Source organism: Pseudomonas sp. HS6, from assembly GCF_023375815.1.
In the GTDB taxonomy this organism is placed as follows: domain Bacteria; phylum Pseudomonadota; class Gammaproteobacteria; order Pseudomonadales; family Pseudomonadaceae; genus Aquipseudomonas.
This window is the reverse complement of sequence record NZ_CP067412.1, coordinates 6,438,738-6,460,736: the sequence shown is the minus strand read 5'-3', so window position 1 is coordinate 6,460,736 and position 21,999 is coordinate 6,438,738. Positions and strand designations below refer to the sequence as shown.

The following is a 21,999-nucleotide window of genomic DNA, read 5'->3' as shown; positions in this document are numbered from 1 at the left end:
TTACCTTGTGTTTATAAAGGCGTTGTTGAAACGCCGGCCGCAGCGTAGTTCTGATTTACGTTCATCTGCCTGGCAATCTGCGAAATCTTGCTTGCGTAGTTCGGGTCGGTTGCGTAACCGGCCTTTTGCAACTCGCGTACAAACTGTTCTGGGTTATCGGCCGACTTCAGCACATCTTGATAGCGATTATTGCTCTGCAGCAAAGTCACCAGATCGTGGAAGCTGTCCTTGTACGAGGCGTAGGAACGGAACTCGGCCGTCTCCTTGACCATCTGCCCGTTGCGGAACTCGCTGGTGATCGCCCGGGCCGAATCGCCCTGCCAGTTGCTGCTGGCCTTGATGCCGAACAGGTTGTGGCTGCTGGTGCCGTCCTGGGCGCGCATGACCGATTTGCCATAACCGGTTTCCAGTGCGGCCTGAGCCACCAGATAACGCGGATCGACGCCAATGCGCGCCGCCGCCTCTTTGGCCATCGGCAGCATGGTGTTGACGAATTCGTCGGCGTTGCTGAACGCCTTCTTTGCCGGCGCCAGCGGAATCTGTGCCATGGCGCGACCGTAAATCTGCATCTGTCCGCCAGAGGCTTTATCGGCCTCGGCACGGGCCAGCCAGTCGCCGTTGTACAGCGGGCCGGAACCGGTGGCAGCGGTAGTCGTGGCACGTTGTGGCAATTGAGTGGCGGCCGTCGGCGTGGCCGAAGGCACCAGGCCTGCAAGCAAGCGGTCAGCCAGTTTCGGCGGCAGCGCCAGACGACGCTGGTTGATCATTTCCATGTCATTGCGATGGGCCAGCTGGGTATTCGGCGCATGCACCGAACGCGAAGCCCACAACGGACGTTCGCCATTGAGGCGCGACAGCGGGCCGTTGGTGGCCACGGTGCCGGCGGCAATTGGCGTGGGCACTGCAGCAGCCTTGGCCAGAGCCTCTTGCTGCTTGGCGGCGGACGCGGCCGCAGCCTCGCCCGGCGCCATCGGCTTGTTCTTCGACATCTGCTTCATCAGCACGTCGGCCAGCCCGATACCACCGCCCTCACGGGACAGGGAAACCGCCAGTTGCTGGTCGTACATTTCCTGATACTGCTTGGCTGCCGGCGTGTTGAGCGGATTGTCCTGGCCCAGCGCTTCAGTGGCCGAACGCATCGACTTGAGCATTTCACCAAGGAACAGCGATTCGAATTCCTGCGCCACCTTGCGCATGTTCCCATCGCTGTTCTTGTCGCCGACCTTGAGCTGATTCAGACGATTGAGGTCGGAGTACGAACCCGAATCGCTGCTGCTGACGAGACCGCTTTTGCGCATATCCATGAGTGCCGTCCTCAGATCACGATCAGGTCGGCTTGCAATGCGCCAGCCTGTTTCAGTGCTTCGAGAATGGCCATCAGGTCACCCGGTGCTGCGCCGACCTGGTTCACCGCACGGACGATTTCGTCGAGGGTGGTGCCCGGGCCGAACTTGAACATCGGTTTGGCTTCCTGCTGAGCATTCACGCGCGAGCGCGGCACAACGGCCGTCTGACCATTGGACAGCGGGCCCGGCTGGCTGACGATCGGGTCTTCGGTAATGGTCACGGTCAGGCTGCCGTGGGTCACGGCGGCCGGCGAAACCTTCACGTTCTGGCCGATGACGATGGTGCCGGTACGCGAGTTGATGATGACTTTCGCCACCGCCTGACCCGGGTCGACTTCGAGGTTTTCCAGGATCGACAGGTAGTCGACACGCTGGCTCGGATCGAGCGGCGCGGTGACGCGGATCGAACCGCCGTCGATGGCCTGGGCGACGCCAGGGCCGAGCATGTCGTTGATCTTGTCGACGATGCGCTTGGCGGTGGTGAAGTCGGAACGGTTGAGGTTCAGCGTCAGGCTGTTGCCCTGGTTGAAACCGCTCGGCACCGAACGCTCCACCGACGCACCGCCCGGGATGCGACCGGCCGACGGAACGTTGACGGTGATCTTCGAACCGTCACGACCTTCGGCGTCGAAACCGCCGACCACCAGGTTGCCCTGAGCGATGGCGTAGACGTTGCCGTCGATACCCTTGAGCGGGGTCAGCAACAGGGTGCCGCCGCGCAGGCTCTTGGAGTTACCGATGGACGAAACGGTGATGTCGACCTGCTGACCCGGTTTGGCGAACGCCGGCAGATCGGCACTGATCGACACGGCCGCAACGTTTTTCAACTGCACGTTGCCCGATCCCGGCGGCACCTTGATACCGAACTGCGAGAGCATGTTATTGAAGGTCTGCAGGGTGAACGGGGTTTGCGTCGTCTGGTCGCCGGTGCCGTTAAGCCCAACCACCAGGCCATACCCGATCAACTGGTTGGAACGTACGCCAGAGATGCTGGCGATGTCCTTCAACCTTTCGGCTTGTGCATTGAAGGCCGCCGACAACAAAAACGCGGCCACCATGAGGCTTCTGAAATTCAACTTAGCCACCTAGAAAGGGAACAGCGGGCTGAGGAAGAAACGGTCGAACCAGCCTGGCTGACTCGCATCGGCGAACGAACCGGTGCCCGAGTAGGTGATGCGCGCATCGGCGACCCGGGTCGACGACACGGTGTTGTCGGTGGCGATGTCATCGGCGCGTACGAGGCCGGCGATCCGCACCAGTTCATCACCGGTGTTGAGGGTCATCCACTTCTCGCCGCGCACGGCGATGATGCCGTTGGGCAACACGTCGGCGACGGTCACGGTGATCGAGCCGGTCAGGGTGTTGCCCTGGGCCGCCTTGCTGTCACCCTTGGTCGCGCGGTCGCCGCTGTAGCCGACGTCCAGGCTCAGATCGTTACCGCCCAACGGGTTGTTGGTGGTGCCACTGCCGCCGAAAAGCGAAGTCAGGCCGATGCCGGTCTTGCTGTTCTTGGCCACTTGCGAGTTGGCGTTCTTGCTGGCCTGAGTCTTCTCGTTCAGGGTGATGGTGATAATGTCACCGACCCGGAACGCCTTGCGGTCGCTGTACAGGTTCTGCTCGAAACCGGCCTGATAGATCGAGCCGTTGTTGGCGGCCGACGGCAACGGCGTCCGCGGCAACACCGGGGCGTAGTAAGGGTCATTGGGCTTGGGCGTCGGAGCGACGCAGCCCGCGAGCGAGACCACCCCACCCAATGCCAGAACAGATACGAAGCGTTTCATGACCCTTACCTCACGGTGTTGCAGGCGGCCTCATGGCCGCCTCATAGACTTGATTACAGATTCTGCGTTACGAACGAGAGCATCTGGTCGGCGGTGGAGATCACCTTGGAGTTCATCTCGTAAGCGCGCTGAGTGGTGATCATGTTGACCATCTCTTCCACGGTGCTGACGTTGGAGGTTTCCAGAGTGTTCTGCAGGGTGGTGCCGAAACCGTTCAGGCCCGGAGTGCCGATTTGCGGCGCGCCGGAAGCGGCGGTTTCCAGGAACAGGTTGTTGCCCACGGCTTGCAGACCGGCCGGGTTGATGAAGTCGGCGGTTTGCAGGTTGCCGATCACTTGCGAGGCAGCATTGCCGGCCACGGTGATCGACACGGTGCCGTCACGGCCGACAGTGAAGGTCTGGGCATTGTTCGGAATGACAATGGCCGGTTCCAGAGCGAAGCCGCTGGCGTTGACGATCTGGCCATTGGAGTCGAGGTGGAAAGTACCGTCACGGGTGTAAGACGTGGTGCCGTCCGGTTGCAGGATCTGGAAGAAACCACGGCCGTCGAGGGCCATGTCCAGCGGCTGCTCGGTGGTTTGCAGGCTACCGGCGGTGAAGTTCTTCTGGGTGCCGACGATGCGCACACCGGTACCCACTTGCAGACCCGACGGCAGCTCGCTGTCCTGGGTCGACTGGGCGCCTGGCTGACGCTTGATCTGATACAGCAGGTCCTGAAACTCGGCGCGGTCACGTTTGAAACCCGTGGTCGACACGTTCGCCAGGTTGTTGGAAATGGTGGTCAGGTTGGTGTCCTGGGCGGACAGACCTGTTTTGGCAACCCATAGAGCCGGAAGCATTCGATTCTCCTCGTGCGCCTGTTTTACGGCGCGACGTTCTGATAATTAGCTGATCTGCAAGACCCGAGCCATGGCCTGGTCGTCGTCTTTGGCGGTATTCATCATCTTGACGTGCAACTCGAACTGCTTGGCCAGGGCCAGCACCGAGGTCATCTCTTCCACGGCATTGACGTTGCTCGACTCCAGGAAACCCGACACCAGTTTGACGTTGGCATCGGCCGGCGCAGGCTGGCCGTCCTTGGTGTAGATCGAACCGTCCAGGCCCTTGTTCATGTTCTTGATGTCCGGATTGACCAGCTTGATCCGGTCGACTTCGGCCATGACGCGCGGGCCTTCGCCCATCGCACGAATACTGATGGTGCCGTCTTCACCGACTTCCACCTGCTGCTGCGGCGGTACGGCAATCGGCCCGCCATTGCCCATGACCGGCATGCCGTTGCCGGCACGCAGCACGCCCAGGGCGTCGATATTGAGGCTGCCGGTGCGCACGTAGCTTTCGCCGCCGTTGGGGTTCTGCACGGCAATGAAACCGTTGCCGGTCACGGCGACATCGAGGTCGCGACCGGTCTCCACCAAGGAGCCTGCGGTGAAGTCGGTGGCGGGCCGTTCGCTCATGGCAAACGCACGCGCCGGAAAGCTGTCACCGAACACCGGCATCGAACGCGCCTGCTCCAGGTCGCGCTGAAAACCATTGGTGGAGATGTTCGCCAGGTTGTTGGCATGAGCCTTTTGCGCCAGTGCGTTCTGGCTGGCGCCGGTCATTGCCACATAAAGGTACTTGTCCACACTCTTTCCTCTGCATGCCGGACGTTTGCCGCCCACCGCTGTACTGCTGAGCCACAAGCAATTTGCAGACCAACTTTTTTCTGGCGGTCGAGGACCCGATAAACAAAGGACTTGAGGGGTTTGGCAGGGTTGGGGGAAATGTATCGAAGTCGAAAAACCGGCGGTGGAATGCCGCCATGTGGCAAGGCATTACCTCGTCGCTGTCTGTAGGGTCGCCTTCGCGAGCAAGCTCGCTCCCACAAGGTCAGCCGTCAAATGAAGCTTTACTGTGGGAGCGAGCCTGCTCGCGATGAGGCCATCAGAAGCGATGCAATACCGGCTAAGACTCGCTCTTGCCGACTTCGTACTCACGCAATTTGTTGGCAATCGTGGTGTGCGAGACGCCCAGCCGCTTGCCCAGTTGCCGGCTGCTCGGGTGCTCGGAATACAGGCTCTCAAGCACCGCTTTCTCGAAGCGCCCGACAATCTCGTCGAGCCCGCCCTCCAGCGAGAAATCGCCAAGCGGCTGACGCACGCCATAGTCTGGCAGACGAATATGCTCGGCCTTAACCGTCCCGCCATCACACAGCGAAACCGCCTGGAACAGCACGTTCTCCAGTTGTCGCACGTTGCCCGGCCAATGGTAATGACTGAGCCGATCCATCGCCGCCGGCGCCAGTTTCGGCAACGGACAACCGATCTGCCGACTGGCCTGATCGAGGAAGTGCTCCACCAGCGGTGTCAAACCGTCGAGGCATTCGCGCAGTGGCGGAATGTGCAACGAAAGCACGTTTAAGCGATGGTACAAGTCCTGGCGAAACTCGCCACGGGCGCACAACTCGGACAGGTCGACCTGGGTGGCACAGATCACGCGCACATCCAGGTAAACCTCTTCATCACTGCCCACACGACGGAAGCAACCGTCCTGCAGGAAGCGCAGCAATTTCACCTGCAAGCGCGGGCTCATTTCACCGACGCCATCGAGGAACAGCGTGCCCCCCGCCGTCAGCTCCAGCAGCCCGAGCTTGCCTTCGGCCCGTGCACCCTCAAAGGCACCGGGGCCGTAGCCGAACAACTCGGTCTCGGCCATCGACTCCGGCAGCCCCGCGCAGTTGAGCGCCATCAATGGTGACTGACCACGGGGGCTCGCCAGGTGACAGGCCCGAGCCAGCAACTCTTTACCGGTGCCGGTTTCGCCTTCAATCAGAAGAGGCGCATCGAGCGGCGCCATGCGCCGGGCTTCACGCACCACTGCCGCCATGACTTTTGAGCTTTGGAAGATGCTGTCGAAGCCACGCAATTCCTGCTTGCGCACGTTATAGATTCGCTCACCGACCCGATCCGCCCGGTGCAGCGTCAGCACGGCACCGGCCATGGCTTCGCTGTCATCGTGCTCCGATTGCAGCGGGGCGATGTCGGCGAGAAAGATGTCGCCCTTGACCTTGACCCGCATGCCGTTGATTCGCGACTTGTTGGCGCGCACCAGTTCCGGCAAGTCGAAATCTTCGGCGTAACGCGACAGCGGAATCCCCGGCACTTCGTCCACCCGCACCCCGAGCAACTGCGCCGCCGCTCGGTTGGCGGCAACAATCGAGCCGCCCATGTCGATCGACAGCACCGGAAACTCCAGCGCACCGAGCAACGCATTCAGCTCCATGTGCCGGCGCTCGCTAGGCATCAGCCCTACCCGCTTGACGCCGAACACCCCGGCGATGGCTTCGAATTTGGGCCGCAACGCCTGGAACTGCAGATTGATCAGGTTCGGGCAATGCAGATAGATCGCGTTGCCGTGCTCACCGCCGACCTCGCCGCGGGCGACGTTGATCCCGTACTCCACCAGCAGATTGAGGATGTCGCGCAGGATGCCGATGCGGTTCTGGCAGTGGACTTTGATACGCATATAAAGGCCCGAAACAGGTAAAGGGGCGGATTTTTCTCTGCCGCCCGCAAGATAGTCGTCAAGATTATGTGACAGACACCGGTCATTTCAAACCCGCCAATCACCGTAATCACGACTTATCGCACAAAGCGTAACGATAATTTTACGATTTAAAGAGACTTTTCCTACTCGACCGGTCATCAACCTGCTGCAACACGGCACGCTCTGGGGTATTTCTCAGTCCATAGCAGGACATAACAAGAACGAATTCCCCTCGCAGGAGAGCAGTATGAAGCAGACGCAATACGTGGCCCGCGAGCCCGATGCGCAAGGTTTTATCGACTACCCCGCCGAAGAACACGCGGTGTGGAACACGCTGATCACCCGCCAGTTGAAAGTGATCGAGGGTCGGGCGTGCCAGGAATACCTGGACGGTATCGAAAAACTCGGTCTGCCCCACGACCGCATCCCGCAACTGGGCGAGATCAACAAGGTGCTCGGCGAGACCACCGGTTGGCAGGTCGCCCGCGTCCCGGCGCTGATTCCGTTCCAGACCTTTTTCGAATTGCTCGCCAGCAAGCAGTTTCCGGTGGCCACGTTCATTCGCACCCGTGAAGAACTGGACTACCTGCAAGAGCCGGATATTTTCCACGAGATCTTTGGTCACTGCCCGCTGCTGACCAACCCGTGGTTCGCCGAATTCACCCACACCTACGGTAAGCTCGGCCTGCAAGCGACCAAGGAAGAACGCGTTTATCTGGCGCGTCTGTACTGGATGACCATCGAGTTCGGCCTGGTCGACACCCCGCAGGGCAAACGCATCTACGGCGGCGGCATTCTGTCCTCACCAAAAGAAACCGTTTACTCGCTGTCGGACGAACCTGAACATCAGGCCTTCGATCCGCTGGAAGCGATGCGCACGCCGTATCGCATCGACATCCTGCAACCGCTGTACTTTGTCCTGCCGAACCTCAAGCGTCTGTTCGACCTCGCCCACGAAGACATCATGGGCATGGTCAAGCAAGGCATGCTGCTGGGTCTGCATGCGCCAAAATTTCCGCCGAAACCAAAAGCCGCGTGAACCGTAGCTTTTACTGACAAGTGAGTCTGTCAGTCGTCGCGGCTTTGGTTTAGCGTGAAGACATTGACGACCGTAACAGCTCTTATAAAAAAGACATCCGATCTCAGGAATCAAACCATGTCCACTTTGAACCAAGCCCATTGCGAAGCGTGCCGTGCCGATGCCCCACAAGTCAGCGATGAAGAACTGCCGATCCTGATCAAGCAGATCCCTGACTGGAACATCGAAGTGCGTGACAGCATCATGCAGCTGGAAAAAGTCTTCCTGTTCAAGAATTTCAAGCACGCCCTGGCCTTCACCAACGCCGTCGGCGAGATCTCCGAGGCCGAAGGTCACCACCCGGGCCTGCTGACCGAGTGGGGCAAAGTCACCGTGACCTGGTGGAGCCACTCGATCAAAGGCCTGCACCGCAACGACTTCATCATGGCCGCGCGCACTGACGAAGTGGCCAAGACCGCAGAAGGACGCAAGTAATGCACTTCGACGCCATCGGCCGGGTGCCCGGCGACCCGATTCTCGGCCTGATGGAGGCCTACGCGCAGGATTCCAACCCGCGCAAGTTCGACCTCGGCGTGGGCGTCTACAAGGATGCCCAGGGCCTGACGCCGATTCCCGAAGCAGTGAAAATCGCCGAGGCGCGTCTGGTCGAGAGCCAGGACACCAAGACCTACATCGGCGGCCACGGCAATCCGTTGTTCGGCAAGGTCATCAATGAGCTGGTGCTTGGTGCCGATTCGGCGCTGATCGCCCAGCAGCGTGCCGGCGCCACCCAGACCCCGGGCGGCACGGGCGCCCTGCGTCTGGCGGCGGACTTTATCGCGCAGTGCCTGCCGGGCAAAGGCGTGTGGCTGAGCAACCCGACCTGGCCGATCCACGAAACGATTTTCGCGGCAGCCGGGGTCAAGATCAGTCATTACCCGTACGTCGGCAGCGACAACCGCCTCGACGTCGACGCCATGCTCGCTGTACTCAACGAAGTGCCGAAAGGTGATGTGGTGCTGCTGCACGCGTGCTGCCACAACCCGACCGGTTTCGACCTGAGCCACGATGACTGGCACCGGGTGCTGGACGTGGTGCGCAGCCGCAATCTGCTGCCGCTGATCGACTTCGCCTACCAGGGCTTCGGCGACGGCCTGGAGCAGGATGCATGGTCAACCCGGCTGTTCGCCGCCGAGTTGCCTGAGCTGCTGATCACCAGTTCCTGCTCGAAGAACTTCGGCTTGTACCGCGACCGCACCGGTGCGCTGATCGTCTGCGCGAAAACCGCTGACAAGCTCATCGACATCCGCAGCCAACTGGCCCACATCGCCCGCAACCTGTGGTCGACGCCACCGGATCACGGCGCGGCGGTGGTCGCCACGATCCTCGCCGACCCGGAGCTGAAACGCCGCTGGGCCGACGAAGTGGAAGCCATGCGCCTGCGCATCGCCCAGCTGCGCAGCGGTTTGGTCGAAGCACTGGAACCGCACGGCCTACGCGAGCGCTTTGCACACATTGGCGTGCAACGCGGGATGTTCTCCTACACCGGCCTGTCGCCGGAACAAGTGAAAAACCTGCGTGAGCATCACAGCGTGTACATGGTCAGCTCGGGCCGGGCCAACGTCGCCGGGATCGATGCGACACGCCTGGATCTGCTGGCTGAAGCGATCGCTAGCGTCTGCAAATAAACAAATGTCAGGGGCGGCGGACACACCGCCGCTCCCGCATTTGCCCTGCGGCACCCTGTCGCACTTGTCTAGACAATCCCGCCCGTCGCAACAAGCGGAATTAAAAATCTGTTTGTCATTTTTACTGCTGTATCCTTCGCTGGCTTTCTGAAAGCGCGGATCTACCAGATCTATCAACAGACTTAGCGAGGAGCGCAACCATGCACGAGATTCCCAATCTCCCCTTCCCAAGCCTGCACGTACCTGAGCAGACGACCACGCAACAAGCCGGTGCCCAACAGCCCGAGCCGAAAGAAGCCGCCGAAAGCCGTCCGGCCGACAGCAAAGAGTAAGTAAGACCCGCCGTACAGACCGTGTGGAAAGCGCTAACATGCGCTTTCCACACTGCCTGAAACCCGAGCCCGCCATGACTGACGAATCCTTCAACGAACAACAGGCTGAGATCCTCATCGGCGCCACCGAGAAGATGATCGAGATCTGGAGCCGCCTCTCGCCCGAGAAACAAGCCGCCCTGCTCGCCCGTTTCGGTAGCGAAGAAAACGCCCTCGCTGCACTGGTCACCACGCAACTGGTCGCCCCGGCCAAATAGTTTTACTTTTCCCCGCCGCAGATTCGTCCACGCCGGTATCATGAGCAGCCTATCTATTCTGCTCTTCCCGTGGATCGTTCCCCATGTCGCTCTCTATGCCAGAATCTCGGCGCCCCCTGGCGGTCACGCTGCAAGTCGTTTCCATCGTCCTGTTCACCTTCATCGGCTACCTGAATATCGGCATTCCGCTGGCGGTGCTGCCTGGCTATGTGCATAGCGACCTGGGCTTCGGCGCGGTCATCGCCGGCCTGGTGATCAGCGTGCAATACCTCGCCACCCTGCTCAGCCGTCCGTATGCCGGCAAGATCATCGATAACCAGGGCAGCAAACGTGCGGTGATGATTGGTCTGGCCGGCTGCGGCTTGAGCGGTGTGTTCATGCTGATTTCGGCGTGGACACCCAACCTGCCGATGCTCAGCCTGATCAGCCTGTTCGTCGGCCGTCTGGTGCTCGGCAGCGCGGAAAGTCTCGTCGGCTCAGGATCGATTGGTTGGGGCATTGGCCGCGTCGGCGCGGCCAATACGGCCAAAGTCATCTCATGGAACGGCATCGCCAGTTACGGCGCGCTGGCGATCGGCGCGCCGCTTGGCGTGTGGCTGGTCAGCCGTTTCGGCCTCTGGAGCATGGGCGTGAGCATTCTGTTGCTTGCAGCGCTGGGCCTGCTGCTGGCCTGGCCGAAAACCGCCGCGCCGATCGTCGCTGGCGAGCGCTTGCCGTTCATACACGTGCTGGGGCGCGTCTTTCCCCACGGCTGCGGACTGGCGCTGGGCTCGATCGGTTTCGGCACCATCGCCACCTTCATCACCCTGTATTACGCCACCCAGCATTGGGATAACGCGGTGCTGTGCCTGAGCCTGTTCGGTGCCAGCTTCATCGGCGCGCGACTGCTGTTCGGCAACCTGATCAACCGTCTCGGCGGCTTTCGCGTGGCGATTGCCTGCCTGTCGGTGGAAACACTGGGCCTGCTGTTGCTGTGGCTGGCGCCGGACGCGCACTGGGCATTGGCGGGCGCGGCGCTGAGTGGTTTCGGCTTCTCGCTGGTGTTCCCGGCGTTGGGCGTTGAAGCGGTGAACCTGGTACCAGCCTCCAGCCGTGGAGCGGCGGTCGGCGCCTATTCGTTGTTTATCGATTTGTCGCTGGGGATCACTGGCCCGCTGGCCGGGGCGATTGCGGCGGGCTTCGGTTTTGCTTCGATCTTTCTGTTCGCCGCGATCGCCGCGCTGAGCGGCCTGGCGTTGAGCGTCTATCTGTACCGCCACACCTCGAAGTACCGCGAAGACTAGAAATCCACCTTGCCGCGGCCCGCCTTGATGCTGCCACGCTTGGTCTTCGATTCCAGCCGACGCTTCTTCGAGCCCAGCGTCGGCTTGGTCGGCCGGCGTTTCTTCTCGATCTTGGTGGCGCTGAGGATCAGCTCGGTCAGACGCTCCAGTGCATCGGCGCGATTCTGCTCCTGCGTACGGTATTGCTGGGCCTTGATGATCAGCACACCGTCACTGGTGATGCGACTGTCGCGCAGCGCCAGCAGCCGCTCCTTGTAGAACTCGGGCAAGGACGAGGCCGGAATGTCGAAGCGCAGGTGCACGGCGCTGGAGACCTTGTTGACGTTCTGCCCACCGGCGCCCTGGGCGCGGATGTACGTCAGTTCGATCTCGGCATCCGGCAGATGCACGTTGTTGGAAATCACCAGCATGGAAAAGCGTCCGTATTCAGAGCATGCAGGATACCGCGAAAGAACAAAAAACCCGGCACTTGGCCGGGTTTGTTGTTTCTGCAGCGTCGCTTACTTGGAAGCGCCTGCCGCAGACAAAGCCTGCTGCGCACCACGCTTGTTCTTGATCACGTAGCAGACCCACATGAACACGACCCACACCGGAATCGCGTACACCGAGATCTGGATGCCCGGGATCAGCAGCATCACGCCCAGAATGAACGCCACGAACGCCAGGCAGATGTAGTTGCCGTACGGGTACCACAGCGCCTTGAACAGCGGCTTCTGGTTAGTCTTGTTCATGTGCTGGCGGAACTTAAAGTGCGAGAAGCTGATCATCGCCCAGTTGATCACCAGCGTTGCAACCACCAGCGACATCAGCAGTTCCAGCGCGTGTTGCGGGATCAGGTAGTTGAGCAGCACGGCCACCAGCGTGACCGCCGCCGAGGCCAGGATCGAACGCACCGGCACGCCGCGCTTGTCGATCTTCGCCAGACCTTTCGGCGCATCGCCCTGCTCAGCCATGCCCAACAACATGCGGCTGTTGCAGTAGGTGCCGCTGTTGTACACCGACAACGCAGCGGTCAACACCACGAAGTTGAGGATGTGCGCGGCAGTGCTGCTGCCTAGCATCGAGAACACCTGTACGAACGGGCTACCGCTGTAGGAATCGCCCGACGCGTTGAGGGTTTCCAGCAGGCTGTCCCATGGGGTCAGCGACAGAAGGATCACCAGTGCGCCGATGTAGAAAATCAGGATCCGGTAGATCACCTGGTTGATCGCTTTCGGGATCACGGTTTTCGGCTTGTCGGCTTCGGCTGCGGTGAAACCGAGCATTTCCAGACCGCCGAAGGAGAACATGATGATCGCCATGGCCATCACCAGACCGCTGACGCCGTTCGGGAAGAAGCCGCCGTGGGACCACAGGTTGCTGACCGACGCCTGCGGGCCGCCATGGCCGCTGACCAGCAGATAGCTGCCCAGGGCAATCATGCCGACAATCGCCACGACCTTGATGATCGCGAACCAGAACTCTGCTTCACCGAAGACTTTGACGTTGGCCAGGTTGATCGCGTTGATCAGCACGAAGAAGGCCGCCGCAGTGACCCAGCTCGGGATCTCCGGCGCCCAGTAGTGGATGTACTTGCCGACCGCAGTCAGCTCCGACATGCCCACCAGGATGTACAGAATCCAGCAGTTCCAGCCCGACAGGAAACCGGCGAAACCGCCCCAGTACTTGTGGGCAAAGTGGCTGAAGGAGCCGGCCACCGGCTCTTCGACGATCATCTCGCCGAGCTGGCGCATGATCATGAAAGCGATGAAGCCGCAAATGGCATAGCCGAGGATCATCGACGGGCCGGCGGATTTCAGCACCCCGGCCGAGCCGAGGAACAATCCGGTACCGATCGCGCCACCAAGGGCGATCAGTTGAATGTGGCGATTTTTCAGGCCGCGTTTCAGCTCGCCTGATTGCGAGTTTTGTCCACTCATGAAAAAGGTCTCACGCAAGGTTTGATGATGTTCAGTAGACGTTGCTGCAAGGTTGCGATTTCAACCAACCTTGATCAAACCCCAGCGCAGGCACCAGGAATTCAGCTTTTTTACAACGGTCATGCGTCACCTGTTTGTTTTTATCTGTGACGAAATCGAACCCGACACGCTCGTGACGCGACGGAGTGAACAAGGCGGATAGCCTTGAGGTATGCGCGATTACGCAGAGGGTCACAGTTAAAACGCGGCGCATTGTACACCGCTAACCCCCTGCTGCCAGACCCCGCTGGATCAGCGTGTCGGTTGCCGGGATTGCGTGTGTCCGCCCCGAGAGGCTCGGGCGGCTGCAAAAATTGAGTCAGGCCTTTGCAGGCCATCGGCGTGGACGATGGAAAATCCGTCCCACGTAGAGAAGTGAAAATGGATATCGGCGTTCATTGCGCCTCCTTCTTGTTATGCACCTGCACGACAGGCATGGGGCGCATCTCACCTCTCAAACGAGCCTGAAACAAGCACGCCAGAGCCCTGCGCCGGCCCATATCGGCAGGCCTTCGGCAGGTTTTCCTTACAGCCTTGCAAAGACGCACAATCCACGGGACTCCGGGGCTTTTTCCGTAAATATTTAATGACAGCGCGTAACGTAAAGTTTCCACAGCAGACGAATCGAGATGGGGTCTGCCGATGGCTGTTAGCTCGCTAACTATCTGAAAGCACTTCAGGTTTTTTGTTTTCAAATAAGAAAAAACCGCTAAAAAAAAGAAATAAAAAATCCCCAAAAAAAAACGCCAACTCGAAGGTTGGCGTTTTTTCATTCAGCGCTGAAAACGATCATTCAGGCTTCTTGCGACCGAAACCCGGACGCTGGCCGGAACCGGCCGGGGCGCCACGACGCTTGCCCGACGGTTTGTCATCGTCAGCCAGTTTGATGCCAGGACGCTTCGGCGCAGGCTTGGCCGGGCGCTTGGTGTCGACTGGACGATCCGCCACCGGCGTACCGCGACCGGCTGGAGCACCACGTTCGCTACGCTCGGTGCGGCCATTGGCCGGGCGCGGAGCGCGCTCGCCATCACGCTGCGCTGGCTTGCGACCTGGACGCTCGCCTTCGATCTGCGGCTCGCGGCCCGGACGCGCGCCAGCGGCGGCAGGTGCGCCGGTGGCCGGACGCAGGGTACGTACGCGCTCGGTACGGGCCATCGGGCGCGACGACTTGCGCTGCATGCGGTCAAGCTTGTCTTTGCTCTTGGCGTTCAGTTGCGGCATGGCCACCGGGGTCAGGCCGACTTCCGCACTCAGAATATCGACTTCGTACTGGCTCATTTCGCGCCAGCGGCCCATCGGCAGGTCGGAGTTGAGGAACACCGGACCGAAACGCACGCGCTTCAGACGGCTGACTACCAGACCCTGGGATTCCCACAGACGACGCACTTCACGGTTGCGACCTTCCATCACCACGCAGTGATACCAGTGGTTGAAGCCTTCGCCACCCGGTGCCTGTTTGATGTCGGTGAAACGCGCCGGACCGTCTTCCAGCACAACGCCGGCCTTCAGGCGCTCGATCATCTCGTCATCGACTTCACCACGAACACGCACCGCGTACTCACGGTCCATCTCGTAGGACGGGTGCATCAGGCGGTTGGCCAACTCACCGTCGGTGGTGAACATCAGCAGACCGGTAGTATTGATGTCGAGGCGACCGATGTTGATCCAGCGACCCTCTTTCGGACGCGGCAACTTGTCGAACACGGTCGGACGGCCTTCCGGGTCGTCACGGGTGCAGATCTCGCCATCGGGCTTGTTGTACATGATCACGCGGCGGACCGACTCGGCGGCCTCTTCACGCTTGATGACTTTGCCATCAATGGTGATTGCATCGTGCATGTCGACGCGCAGGCCGAGGGTGGCGTCTTTGCCATTGACCTTGATCCGGCCCTGGCTGATCCACGCTTCCACGTCACGGCGCGAGCCGACGCCGATACGGGCGAGGACTTTCTGCAGTTTTTCGCCTGCTGGGCCGATTTCCTGGTCGTCTTTCTGGTTGTCACTCATCTGGGCACCTCCCGGTGTGGTCTGTTCAGCGGCTCAGGATTGAGCCTGCCGAAGCGTTGAAATCTGGGTTTTCGGGCGAAGGGATCGCCGAAGGGTCGCGAATCATACGCGGATGTGTTGGTTCGCGCATCAGAGACTAGTCGATCAGGACAAGGTTATTTCTTTTTCCGCCGACCGGTGGCACCCAGTTTGATCAGGCGCAACGCGGCTTCGGCCAGCACCGTGCGCTTGTCGTCCTTGTCGAGCTTCTTCCAGGCCCTGATCTCGCGCTTGCTGCGACCACAGCCGAGGCAGATGTCGTCATTGAACTTGCAGAGAGTGATGCAAGGGTCTTTGGTCGCGCTCATCAAATACTCCAGAACAGCACATAAACCTGTGGGTGCGGGCTTGCCCGCGATGAGGCCGGTACATTCAACATCATCTTTGACTGCTCGGGCGCCTTCGCGGGCAAGCCCGCTCCCACAGGGTGCTTCGGTAACAGGAACATTGAGCTCAATCTTCGAATTCGCGGCGTTCGGCTTCGATGGCTTCGGCCAGTGCGCGGGCTTCGGCTTCTTCTTCGCTCAGCTCTTCCTCAGGTTCTGGTGCGGGTTGTTCGAGGCGGGCGACGGCGGCCAGCAGTTTTTCCCGGGCTTCAGCCACGCCGAGCACATCGTCTTCCTGCTCAGGTTCAGGCTCGGGCTCAAACTCAGGCTCAAATTCTGATTCAGGTTCAAAATCGTCCTCTGGCTCTGCCTCAGGCTCGACATCGACTGATGGTTCAATCAGGTCGGACTCAAACCCCGACGGCATCGGCTCGCCATCCGCAACATCACGCAGCAAATCGTCGAAGTCGGTCTTGATCCCCTCCTCCATGCTGTCCAGTTCCAGCAGCAGCGTGTGGAAACTGGTTTCCTCTTTCGGCTCTTCCGGTTCGGCACTGGCATCGGCCAGTTCCTGCAAGCCCGGCGGCACCGGGGCGTCGTCGAAGTCGAGCACCGGATCCGGCTCGATCTCGCGCAACTCGGCCAATGGTGGCAGCTCGTCGAGGCTCTTGAGGTTGAAGTGATCGAGAAACAGCTTGGTGGTGGCGAACATCGCCGGTTTGCCCGGCACGTCACGGTAGCCGACGATGCGGATCCACTCGCGTTCCATCAGCGTCTTGACGATGTTGGTGTTGACCGCCACGCCCCGCACATCCTCGATCTCGCCGCGAGTGATCGGCTGGCGATAGGCGATCAGCGCCATGGTTTCCAGCAGGGCTCGGGAATAACGCTGAGGGCGTTCTTCCCACAGACGGCCGACCCACGGTGCGAACTTCTCGCGGATTTGCAGGCGATAGCCGGAGGCAACCTCCACGAGCTCGAACGCCCGCCCCTCGCAGGACTTTCCGAGCAGGGTCAGGGCCTTCTTGAAGACCGGCGGCTCCGGCCGTTCAGCTTCCTCGAACAGCTCGTACAGGCGTTCAAGGGTCTGCGGCTTTCCCGAGGCCAACAGAAAGGCTTCAAGCAGGGGCGCCAGCTCGCGGGGTTCACTCAGGTTCATATCGGGACTCGTTATTCGGCTCGGGCTCGCACGTGGATCGCGGCGAACGGCTCATTCTGCACCAGCTCGACCAAGGATTCCTTGACCAGTTCAAGGATCGCCATGAAGGTCACCACTACACCGAGCCGGCCTTCTTCGGCGGTGAACAGCTCGACGAACGGCACAAACCCGCCGCCCTTGAGCCGTTCCAGCACATCGCTCATGCGTTCGCGGGTGGACAGTGCCTCGCGGCTGACCTGATGGCTTTCGAACATGTCGCCACGGCGCAGCACTTCAGCCATCGACATCAATATTTCTTCCAGCGCCACGTCCGGCAGCAGCTTGCGCGCCCGGGCTTCCGGGGCGTCGAGCTTGGGCACGATCACGTCGCGACCGACCCGGCTCAGGCCGTCGATGCCTTCGGCAGCCGCCTTGAAGCGTTCGTATTCCTGCAGGCGGCGGATCAGTTCGGCGCGCGGGTCGTCCTCTTCTTCTTCGACGGTTTCGGCCCGTGGCAACAGCATCCGCGACTTGATCTCGGCCAGCATCGCGGCCATCACCAGGTATTCGGCGGCCAGTTCCAGGCGCACCGACTGCATCAACTCGACATAGCCCATGTACTGGCGGGTGATTTCCGCCACCGGGATGTCGAGGATATTGATGTTCTGTTTGCGGATCAGGTACAGCAGCAGGTCGAGCGGGCCTTCGAAGGCTTCGAGGAAGACTTCCAGGGCGTCCGGCGGAATGTACAGGTCCAGCGGCATTTCCGTGACGGCCTGGCCATAGACCATGGCAAACGGCAGTTCCTGCTGGGCACCGGCCTGGGGATCAACGGTTTCCACTGCTGACATTCAGGCCTCGACCATGAACGGAGCCGGATCGCCGCAACCGACGCGGACCACTTCCGGATCATCGCCCGTCAGGTCGATAACGGTGGAGGCCTTGATGCCGCCGAAACCGCCGTCGATGATCAGGTCCACTTGATGCTCGAGCAACTGGCGCATTTCGTACGGATCGCTCAGCGGGTCTTCATCGCCAGGCATGATCAGGGTCACGCTCATCAGCGGCTCGCCCAGCTCGGCGAGCAGCGCCAAAGCAATCGGATGACTCGGCACGCGAAGGCCGATGGTGCGTTTCTTCGGATGCAGCAACAGCCGTGGCACTTCGCGGGTGGCGTTGAGAATGAAGGTGTAAGGCCCCGGCAAATGCGCTTTCAGAATCCGGAAGGTGCCGGTGTCGATCTTGGCGAACAAGCCTAACTGCGACAGGTCACTGCAAATCAGCGCGAAGTTGTGCTTATCGTCGAGCTGACGCAAGCGGCGAACGCGCTCCACAGCCGTCTTGTCGCCCATCTGGCAACCGATGGCGTAGGAAGAGTCCGTGGGATAAATCACCACCCCGCCCTTGCGGATGATCTCCACGGCCTGTTTGATCAGGCGCGCTTGCGGGTTTTCCGGATGGATCTGGAAAAATTGACTCACATTCTCTACCTGTTCAGACGGCGGCAATAACTGTGTCATGTTTGAACCGACACCACAGGGGTGGAAGGTCCTCCGGCACCGGCCGGTACTGGCCGATCTCGGACCAGCCACCAGGGCCATGGAAATCACTGCCGGCGCTGACCAGCAGACCGAATTCACGGGCAAGGATTGCGAGGCTGCCCACCTGTTCCGCAGGCTGATGACCGTTGACCACTTCGATCGCATGCCCGCCCGCTTGAATATAGTCGGCAATCAGCTTTCGGCGCTTGCTGCGCGTGAAATCGTAGTGCCAGGGATGCGCCAGACTGACCCACGCCCCGGCGGCGCGCAGCGTGCCGACGGTGTCTTCGAGGGTCGGCCAGTGTTGCTTGACGTCCCCCAGCTTGCCGGCGCCGAGCCATTTGCGGAATGCCTCGGCGCGATCCTTTACAAAACCTTCACGCACCATCCAGTCGGCGAAATGCGGACGGGCCGGCGCGTTGCCGCTGTCGCCCAGTTCCTGCTGGATCTGCCGCGCGCCGTCGAGCGCATTCGGCATGCCCTTGAGGGCGAGCTTGCGGCTTATTTCTTCAGACCGTAGCCAGCGGCCATCGTGCAGCTTGGCAATCGCCTCGACCAACGGTGCGGCATTGACGTCGAAACCGTAGCCCAGCACATGAATGGTCGCGCCGCCCCAGGTGCAGGACAGTTCGACGCCGTTGACCAGTTGCATCCCCAGTTCGGTGGCCGCGATACGCGCTTCAGCCAGGCCTTCAAGGGTATCGTGATCGGTCAGGGCCAGGACTCGCACGCCGTTCTCGAACGCACGCGCAACCAGTGCCGCAGGCGCCAGGGCGCCATCGGAGGCCGTGCTGTGGCAGTGCAAATCAACATTCACGGGGATGTGTAACCTCAAATCAGCTGGCGCTATCGCGCGCCCATATGTTTGTTATTATGCCGCCACATCCAGCTTCTGGCTCTCACTGTGAAACAATTCATCGATTTCATCCCGCTTCTGCTGTTCTTCATCGTCTACAAACTCGATCCACGCACCGTCGACGTCGCCGGTCATGAGTTGACGGTTGGCGGCATTTACAGCGCCACCGCCGTGCTGATCATCAGCTCCCTGGTGGTCTATGGCGCGCTCTTCATCAAGCAGCGCAAGCTGGAAAAGAGCCAGTGGCTGACCCTGATTGCCTGCCTCGTGTTCGGCAGCCTGACCCTGGCCTTCCACAGCGAGACCTTCCTGAAATGGAAAGCCCCGGTGGTCAACTGGATGTTCGCCCTGGCCTTCATCGGTAGCCACTTCATCGGTGACCGCCTGCTGATCAAACGCATCATGGGCCACGCGCTGACATTGCCGGACCCGGTCTGGACGCGCCTGAACATCGCCTGGATCGGCTTCTTCCTGTTCTGCGGCGCCGCCAACCTGTTCGTCGCGTTCACCTTCCAGGACTTCTGGGTGGACTTCAAGGTGTTCGGCAGCCTGGGCTTGACCGTGCTGTTCCTGGTCGCTCAGGGCATCTACCTGTCCCGTCACCTGCACGACGCCGATACCACAACACCAAAAACCGAGGACTGACATGCTCTACGCAATCATTGCCACCGACGTCGCCAACTCCCTGGACGCGCGCCTCGCCGCCCGCCCGGCCCACCTTGAACGCCTGCAAGTGCTCAAGGGCGAAGGCCGCATCGTCCTGGCCGGCCCGCACCCGGCCGTCGACAGCAATGATCCGGGCGCTGCGGGTTTCACCGGCAGCCTGATCGTCGCCGAATTCGACTCCCTGAGCGCTGCGCAAGCCTGGGCCGATGCCGATCCGTATATCGCCGCCGGCGTCTACGCCAATGTTGTCGTGAAGCCGTTCAAGCAAGTCCTGCCGTAACTTTCCCCCGCCCGTGTCCCCACGCGATGAACCTTGTCGGTTCATCGCGTTCTCAATCGCTCATTATTCTCGTTTGCCGGCCGACAACCTGCCCAATATCCATTTGGTAACAGGAGTCGCGATGCGCAAGGGTCCGTTGTGTCTGATGTTGGTCACGTTGTCGATCGTGGCGCCCGCCCATGGTGTAGAAACCACCGAAAGCGGCAACTCCACGCCGCTTTCGTTGAGCGCCGGCAGCCAGATCACCGAGTTGCAGCAGCGCCTGAAGGCCAGCGAGCAGCAGCGGGAAGAACTGAGCAAACAACTGCAAGATGCCGACAACACCCGCGAAAGCGCCCAGCTTGCCCGGTTGCGCCAAGAGAACCAGCGCCTGAAGCTGCAACTCAAGGAAGCCCAGGCCAGCCCGCTGCCGCGCCTGCTGACCGAACAGCAGCAATGGTTCGTCACCGGTGCCGGGGTAGCGCTATTGGCCCTGCTCTGCGGTATCTTTGCCAGTGGTGCAAGTCGAAAACGTCGACAATGGCTAAATTGAGTGAGTCATGAGCGAGCTGTTACTGATTGATGATGACGAGGAGCTGTGTGAGCTCCTGAGCAGTTGGCTGAGCCAGGAAGGCTTTCAGGTCCGTGCTTGCCACGACGGCCAGAGCGCCCGCAAGGCATTGGCCGAAACCGCACCCGCCGCCGTAGTGCTCGACGTGATGCTGCCTGATGGCAGCGGTCTGGAACTGCTCAAGCAACTGCGCAACGACCACCCCGACCTGCCGGTGCTGATGCTCTCTGCACGCGGCGAGCCGCTGGATCGCATCCTCGGCCTGGAACTGGGCGCCGACGATTATCTGGCCAAACCGTGCGACCCGCGTGAGCTCACCGCGCGCCTGCGCGCCGTTTTGCGCCGCAGTCACCCGGCCGCCGTCTCGACCCAACTTGAGTTGGGTGATTTGAGTTTCAGCCCGGTACGTGGCGTGGTCAGTATCGACGAAAAGGAATTCACCCTCACCGTTTCCGAAAGCCGCCTGCTCGAAGCCCTGCTCAAGCAGCCGGGCGAGCCGCTGGACAAACAGGAACTGGCGCAGATCGCCCTCGGCCGCAAGCTGACCCTGTACGACCGCAGCCTGGACATGCACGTCAGCAACCTGCGCAAGAAGATCGGCCCCCACGCCGACGGCCGCCCGCGCATCGTCGCCCTGCGCAGCCGTGGCTACTATTACAGCCTCTGAATCCCTCGCAAGCGGACGCTTTGTCAGTTTGATGACAAAGCGTCTTTACCCAAGCTTTACGCAGCGCTGACCGCCGCTGACCTTGATCTCCGTAATCTGAACTCATCCGGAACGTACCGGGAACGAGACAAGGAGATACACCATGCGCAAGACTCTTATCGCTCTGATGTTCGCTGCCGCTCTGCCAACCGTCGCCATGGCCGTGCCGCAGGATGGTGGCCCGATGGGTGGGCCGGACGGTGGCTGGCGCCACGGCGGTCAGATGCACGGCATGCACGGCAAAGGCCCGTACAGCCAGCTGGACCTGTCCCGCGAACAGCGCGAGCAGATCCGCAAGATCATGGGCGAGCAGATGCACGAGCGTAAGCAGACGGTCGAGAAATACCTGGAGAAACTCTCGCCAGCCGACCAGAAAGCCATGAAGGACGAGATGGCGGCCAACCACAAGAAAGCCGAATCCGATGTCCGCGCCGCGCTGAAACCGGATCAACAGAAGAAATTCGACGAAATCCAGAAGAAACAGGCCGAGCGTCGCGCCGAATGGGCTGAATTCAAGGCCTGGAAAGCGCAACAGCCGCAAAAGGCGCAATAATGTAATGACCCGACGGTTCACGCCGTCGGGTCTTTTTTTACCCAATCCAATGTGGGAGCGAGCTTGCTCGCGATAGCGGTGTATCAGACAAGACTGATCTGTCTGACACTGCGCTATCGCGAGCAAGCTCGCTCCCACAGGGATTTGCG

26 protein-coding genes are annotated in these 21,999 nt (G+C 60.8%); 11 read left to right on the top strand and 15 right to left on the bottom strand.

What is annotated here, in order from left to right; genetic code table 11:
* Positions 1-11: 11 nt before the first annotated feature.
* From flgJ to JJN09_RS29235, 6 genes are all read right to left on the bottom strand, one after another.
* Positions 12-1,304, bottom strand: coding sequence for a flagellar assembly peptidoglycan hydrolase FlgJ (gene flgJ / locus JJN09_RS29260; RefSeq protein ID WP_249484885.1), 1,293 nt, complete (start codon positions 1,302-1,304; stop codon positions 12-14).
* An 11-nt stretch (positions 1,305-1,315) separates the two neighbouring features.
* Complete coding sequence (locus JJN09_RS29255; RefSeq protein ID WP_249490872.1) at positions 1,316-2,404, bottom strand: flagellar basal body P-ring protein FlgI; 1,089 nt, start codon at positions 2,402-2,404, stop codon at positions 1,316-1,318.
* A 27-nt stretch (positions 2,405-2,431) separates the two neighbouring features.
* Positions 2,432-3,127 carry a flagellar basal body L-ring protein FlgH gene (gene flgH / locus JJN09_RS29250; protein WP_027613958.1) on the bottom strand — a complete coding sequence of 232 codons (696 nt, stop codon included), beginning with the start codon at positions 3,125-3,127 and terminating at the stop codon, positions 2,432-2,434.
* A gap of 53 nt (positions 3,128-3,180) precedes the next feature.
* A complete protein-coding gene (flgG, locus tag JJN09_RS29245; protein WP_096822210.1) occupies positions 3,181-3,966 on the bottom strand; it encodes a flagellar basal-body rod protein FlgG in 786 nt (261 codons plus the stop codon).
* 45 nt (positions 3,967-4,011) lie between these two features.
* The gene (locus JJN09_RS29240; protein ID WP_096822211.1) at positions 4,012-4,752 is read right to left on the bottom strand and encodes a flagellar basal body rod protein FlgF; all 741 of its coding nucleotides are present in this window, start codon (positions 4,750-4,752) and stop codon (positions 4,012-4,014) included.
* 319 nt (positions 4,753-5,071) lie between these two features.
* A complete protein-coding gene (locus JJN09_RS29235) occupies positions 5,072-6,631 on the bottom strand; it encodes a sigma-54-dependent transcriptional regulator (RefSeq protein ID WP_249484884.1) in 1,560 nt (519 codons plus the stop codon).
* A 223-nt stretch (positions 6,632-6,854) separates the two neighbouring features.
* Between JJN09_RS29235 and phhA the strand changes: the two genes are divergently transcribed.
* The 6 genes from phhA to JJN09_RS29210 all read left to right on the top strand — a co-directional run bounded on the left by phhA (position 6,855) and on the right by JJN09_RS29210 (position 11,230).
* Positions 6,855-7,691, top strand: coding sequence for a phenylalanine 4-monooxygenase (gene phhA / locus JJN09_RS29230; protein WP_302852070.1), 837 nt, complete (start codon positions 6,855-6,857; stop codon positions 7,689-7,691).
* Between the two features lie 117 nt (positions 7,692-7,808).
* Entirely contained in the window at positions 7,809-8,165 is a 357-nt protein-coding gene (locus JJN09_RS29225) for a 4a-hydroxytetrahydrobiopterin dehydratase (protein ID WP_003222798.1), read from the top strand.
* Complete coding sequence (locus JJN09_RS29220; RefSeq protein WP_102620324.1) at positions 8,165-9,358, top strand: amino acid aminotransferase; 1,194 nt, start codon at positions 8,165-8,167, stop codon at positions 9,356-9,358. The genes JJN09_RS29225 and JJN09_RS29220 overlap by 1 nt, the downstream gene beginning before the upstream one ends.
* A gap of 200 nt (positions 9,359-9,558) precedes the next feature.
* The gene (locus JJN09_RS29695) at positions 9,559-9,690 is read left to right on the top strand and encodes a hypothetical protein (protein ID WP_255261961.1); all 132 of its coding nucleotides are present in this window, start codon (positions 9,559-9,561) and stop codon (positions 9,688-9,690) included.
* Positions 9,691-9,728: 38 nt separating this feature from the next.
* The gene (locus JJN09_RS29215) at positions 9,729-9,947 is read left to right on the top strand and encodes a hypothetical protein (protein ID WP_096822214.1); all 219 of its coding nucleotides are present in this window, start codon (positions 9,729-9,731) and stop codon (positions 9,945-9,947) included.
* Between the two features lie 95 nt (positions 9,948-10,042).
* The gene (locus JJN09_RS29210) at positions 10,043-11,230 is read left to right on the top strand and encodes an MFS transporter (protein ID WP_249490871.1); all 1,188 of its coding nucleotides are present in this window, start codon (positions 10,043-10,045) and stop codon (positions 11,228-11,230) included.
* Here JJN09_RS29210 and arfB read toward each other — a convergent pair.
* The 9 genes from arfB to JJN09_RS29165 all read right to left on the bottom strand — a co-directional run bounded on the left by arfB (position 11,227) and on the right by JJN09_RS29165 (position 19,056).
* Positions 11,227-11,640 carry an alternative ribosome rescue aminoacyl-tRNA hydrolase ArfB gene (gene arfB / locus JJN09_RS29205; RefSeq protein WP_249484882.1) on the bottom strand — a complete coding sequence of 138 codons (414 nt, stop codon included), beginning with the start codon at positions 11,638-11,640 and terminating at the stop codon, positions 11,227-11,229. The genes JJN09_RS29210 and arfB overlap by 4 nt on opposite strands.
* Positions 11,641-11,730: 90 nt before the next feature.
* On the bottom strand, positions 11,731-13,149 hold the full coding sequence (locus tag JJN09_RS29200) for an amino acid permease (protein ID WP_096822220.1): 1,419 nt from the start codon (positions 13,147-13,149) through the stop codon (positions 11,731-11,733).
* A gap of 434 nt (positions 13,150-13,583) precedes the next feature.
* Positions 13,584-13,961, bottom strand: coding sequence for a hypothetical protein (locus JJN09_RS29195; RefSeq protein ID WP_249484881.1), 378 nt, complete (start codon positions 13,959-13,961; stop codon positions 13,584-13,586).
* Between the two features lie 16 nt (positions 13,962-13,977).
* Complete coding sequence (rluB, locus tag JJN09_RS29190; RefSeq protein ID WP_249484880.1) at positions 13,978-15,195, bottom strand: 23S rRNA pseudouridine(2605) synthase RluB; 1,218 nt, start codon at positions 15,193-15,195, stop codon at positions 13,978-13,980.
* A gap of 155 nt (positions 15,196-15,350) precedes the next feature.
* Positions 15,351-15,542 (bottom strand): DUF1289 domain-containing protein, encoded by a 192-nt coding sequence (locus tag JJN09_RS29185; protein ID WP_249484879.1) that lies wholly within the window; start codon positions 15,540-15,542, stop codon positions 15,351-15,353.
* Positions 15,543-15,687: 145 nt separating this feature from the next.
* Entirely contained in the window at positions 15,688-16,719 is a 1,032-nt protein-coding gene (scpB, locus tag JJN09_RS29180; protein WP_249484878.1) for an SMC-Scp complex subunit ScpB, read from the bottom strand.
* Between the two features lie 11 nt (positions 16,720-16,730).
* Positions 16,731-17,429, bottom strand: coding sequence for a ScpA family protein (locus JJN09_RS29175; RefSeq protein WP_249490870.1), 699 nt, complete (start codon positions 17,427-17,429; stop codon positions 16,731-16,733).
* Between the two features lie 120 nt (positions 17,430-17,549).
* The gene (locus JJN09_RS29170) at positions 17,550-18,179 is read right to left on the bottom strand and encodes an L-threonylcarbamoyladenylate synthase (protein ID WP_249484877.1); all 630 of its coding nucleotides are present in this window, start codon (positions 18,177-18,179) and stop codon (positions 17,550-17,552) included.
* Between the two features lie 13 nt (positions 18,180-18,192).
* Positions 18,193-19,056, bottom strand: coding sequence for a PHP domain-containing protein (locus JJN09_RS29165; protein ID WP_096822224.1), 864 nt, complete (start codon positions 19,054-19,056; stop codon positions 18,193-18,195).
* Positions 19,057-19,143: 87 nt separating this feature from the next.
* Here JJN09_RS29165 and JJN09_RS29160 point away from each other — a divergent pair, with 87 nt between their 5' ends.
* The 5 genes from JJN09_RS29160 to JJN09_RS29140 all read left to right on the top strand — a co-directional run bounded on the left by JJN09_RS29160 (position 19,144) and on the right by JJN09_RS29140 (position 21,850).
* Entirely contained in the window at positions 19,144-19,740 is a 597-nt protein-coding gene (locus JJN09_RS29160) for a septation protein A (protein ID WP_249484876.1), read from the top strand.
* A 1-nt stretch (position 19,741) separates the two neighbouring features.
* The gene (locus JJN09_RS29155) at positions 19,742-20,041 is read left to right on the top strand and encodes a YciI family protein (protein ID WP_096822226.1); all 300 of its coding nucleotides are present in this window, start codon (positions 19,742-19,744) and stop codon (positions 20,039-20,041) included.
* A 121-nt stretch (positions 20,042-20,162) separates the two neighbouring features.
* Entirely contained in the window at positions 20,163-20,573 is a 411-nt protein-coding gene (locus JJN09_RS29150) for a translation initiation factor 2 (protein ID WP_096822227.1), read from the top strand.
* A 7-nt stretch (positions 20,574-20,580) separates the two neighbouring features.
* Positions 20,581-21,258: a response regulator transcription factor gene (locus tag JJN09_RS29145; RefSeq protein WP_096822228.1), complete on the top strand. Its 678-nt coding sequence runs from the start codon at positions 20,581-20,583 to the stop codon at positions 21,256-21,258.
* A 142-nt stretch (positions 21,259-21,400) separates the two neighbouring features.
* Positions 21,401-21,850: an LTXXQ domain protein gene (locus tag JJN09_RS29140; RefSeq protein ID WP_249484875.1), complete on the top strand. Its 450-nt coding sequence runs from the start codon at positions 21,401-21,403 to the stop codon at positions 21,848-21,850.
* Positions 21,851-21,999 lie beyond the last annotated feature (149 nt).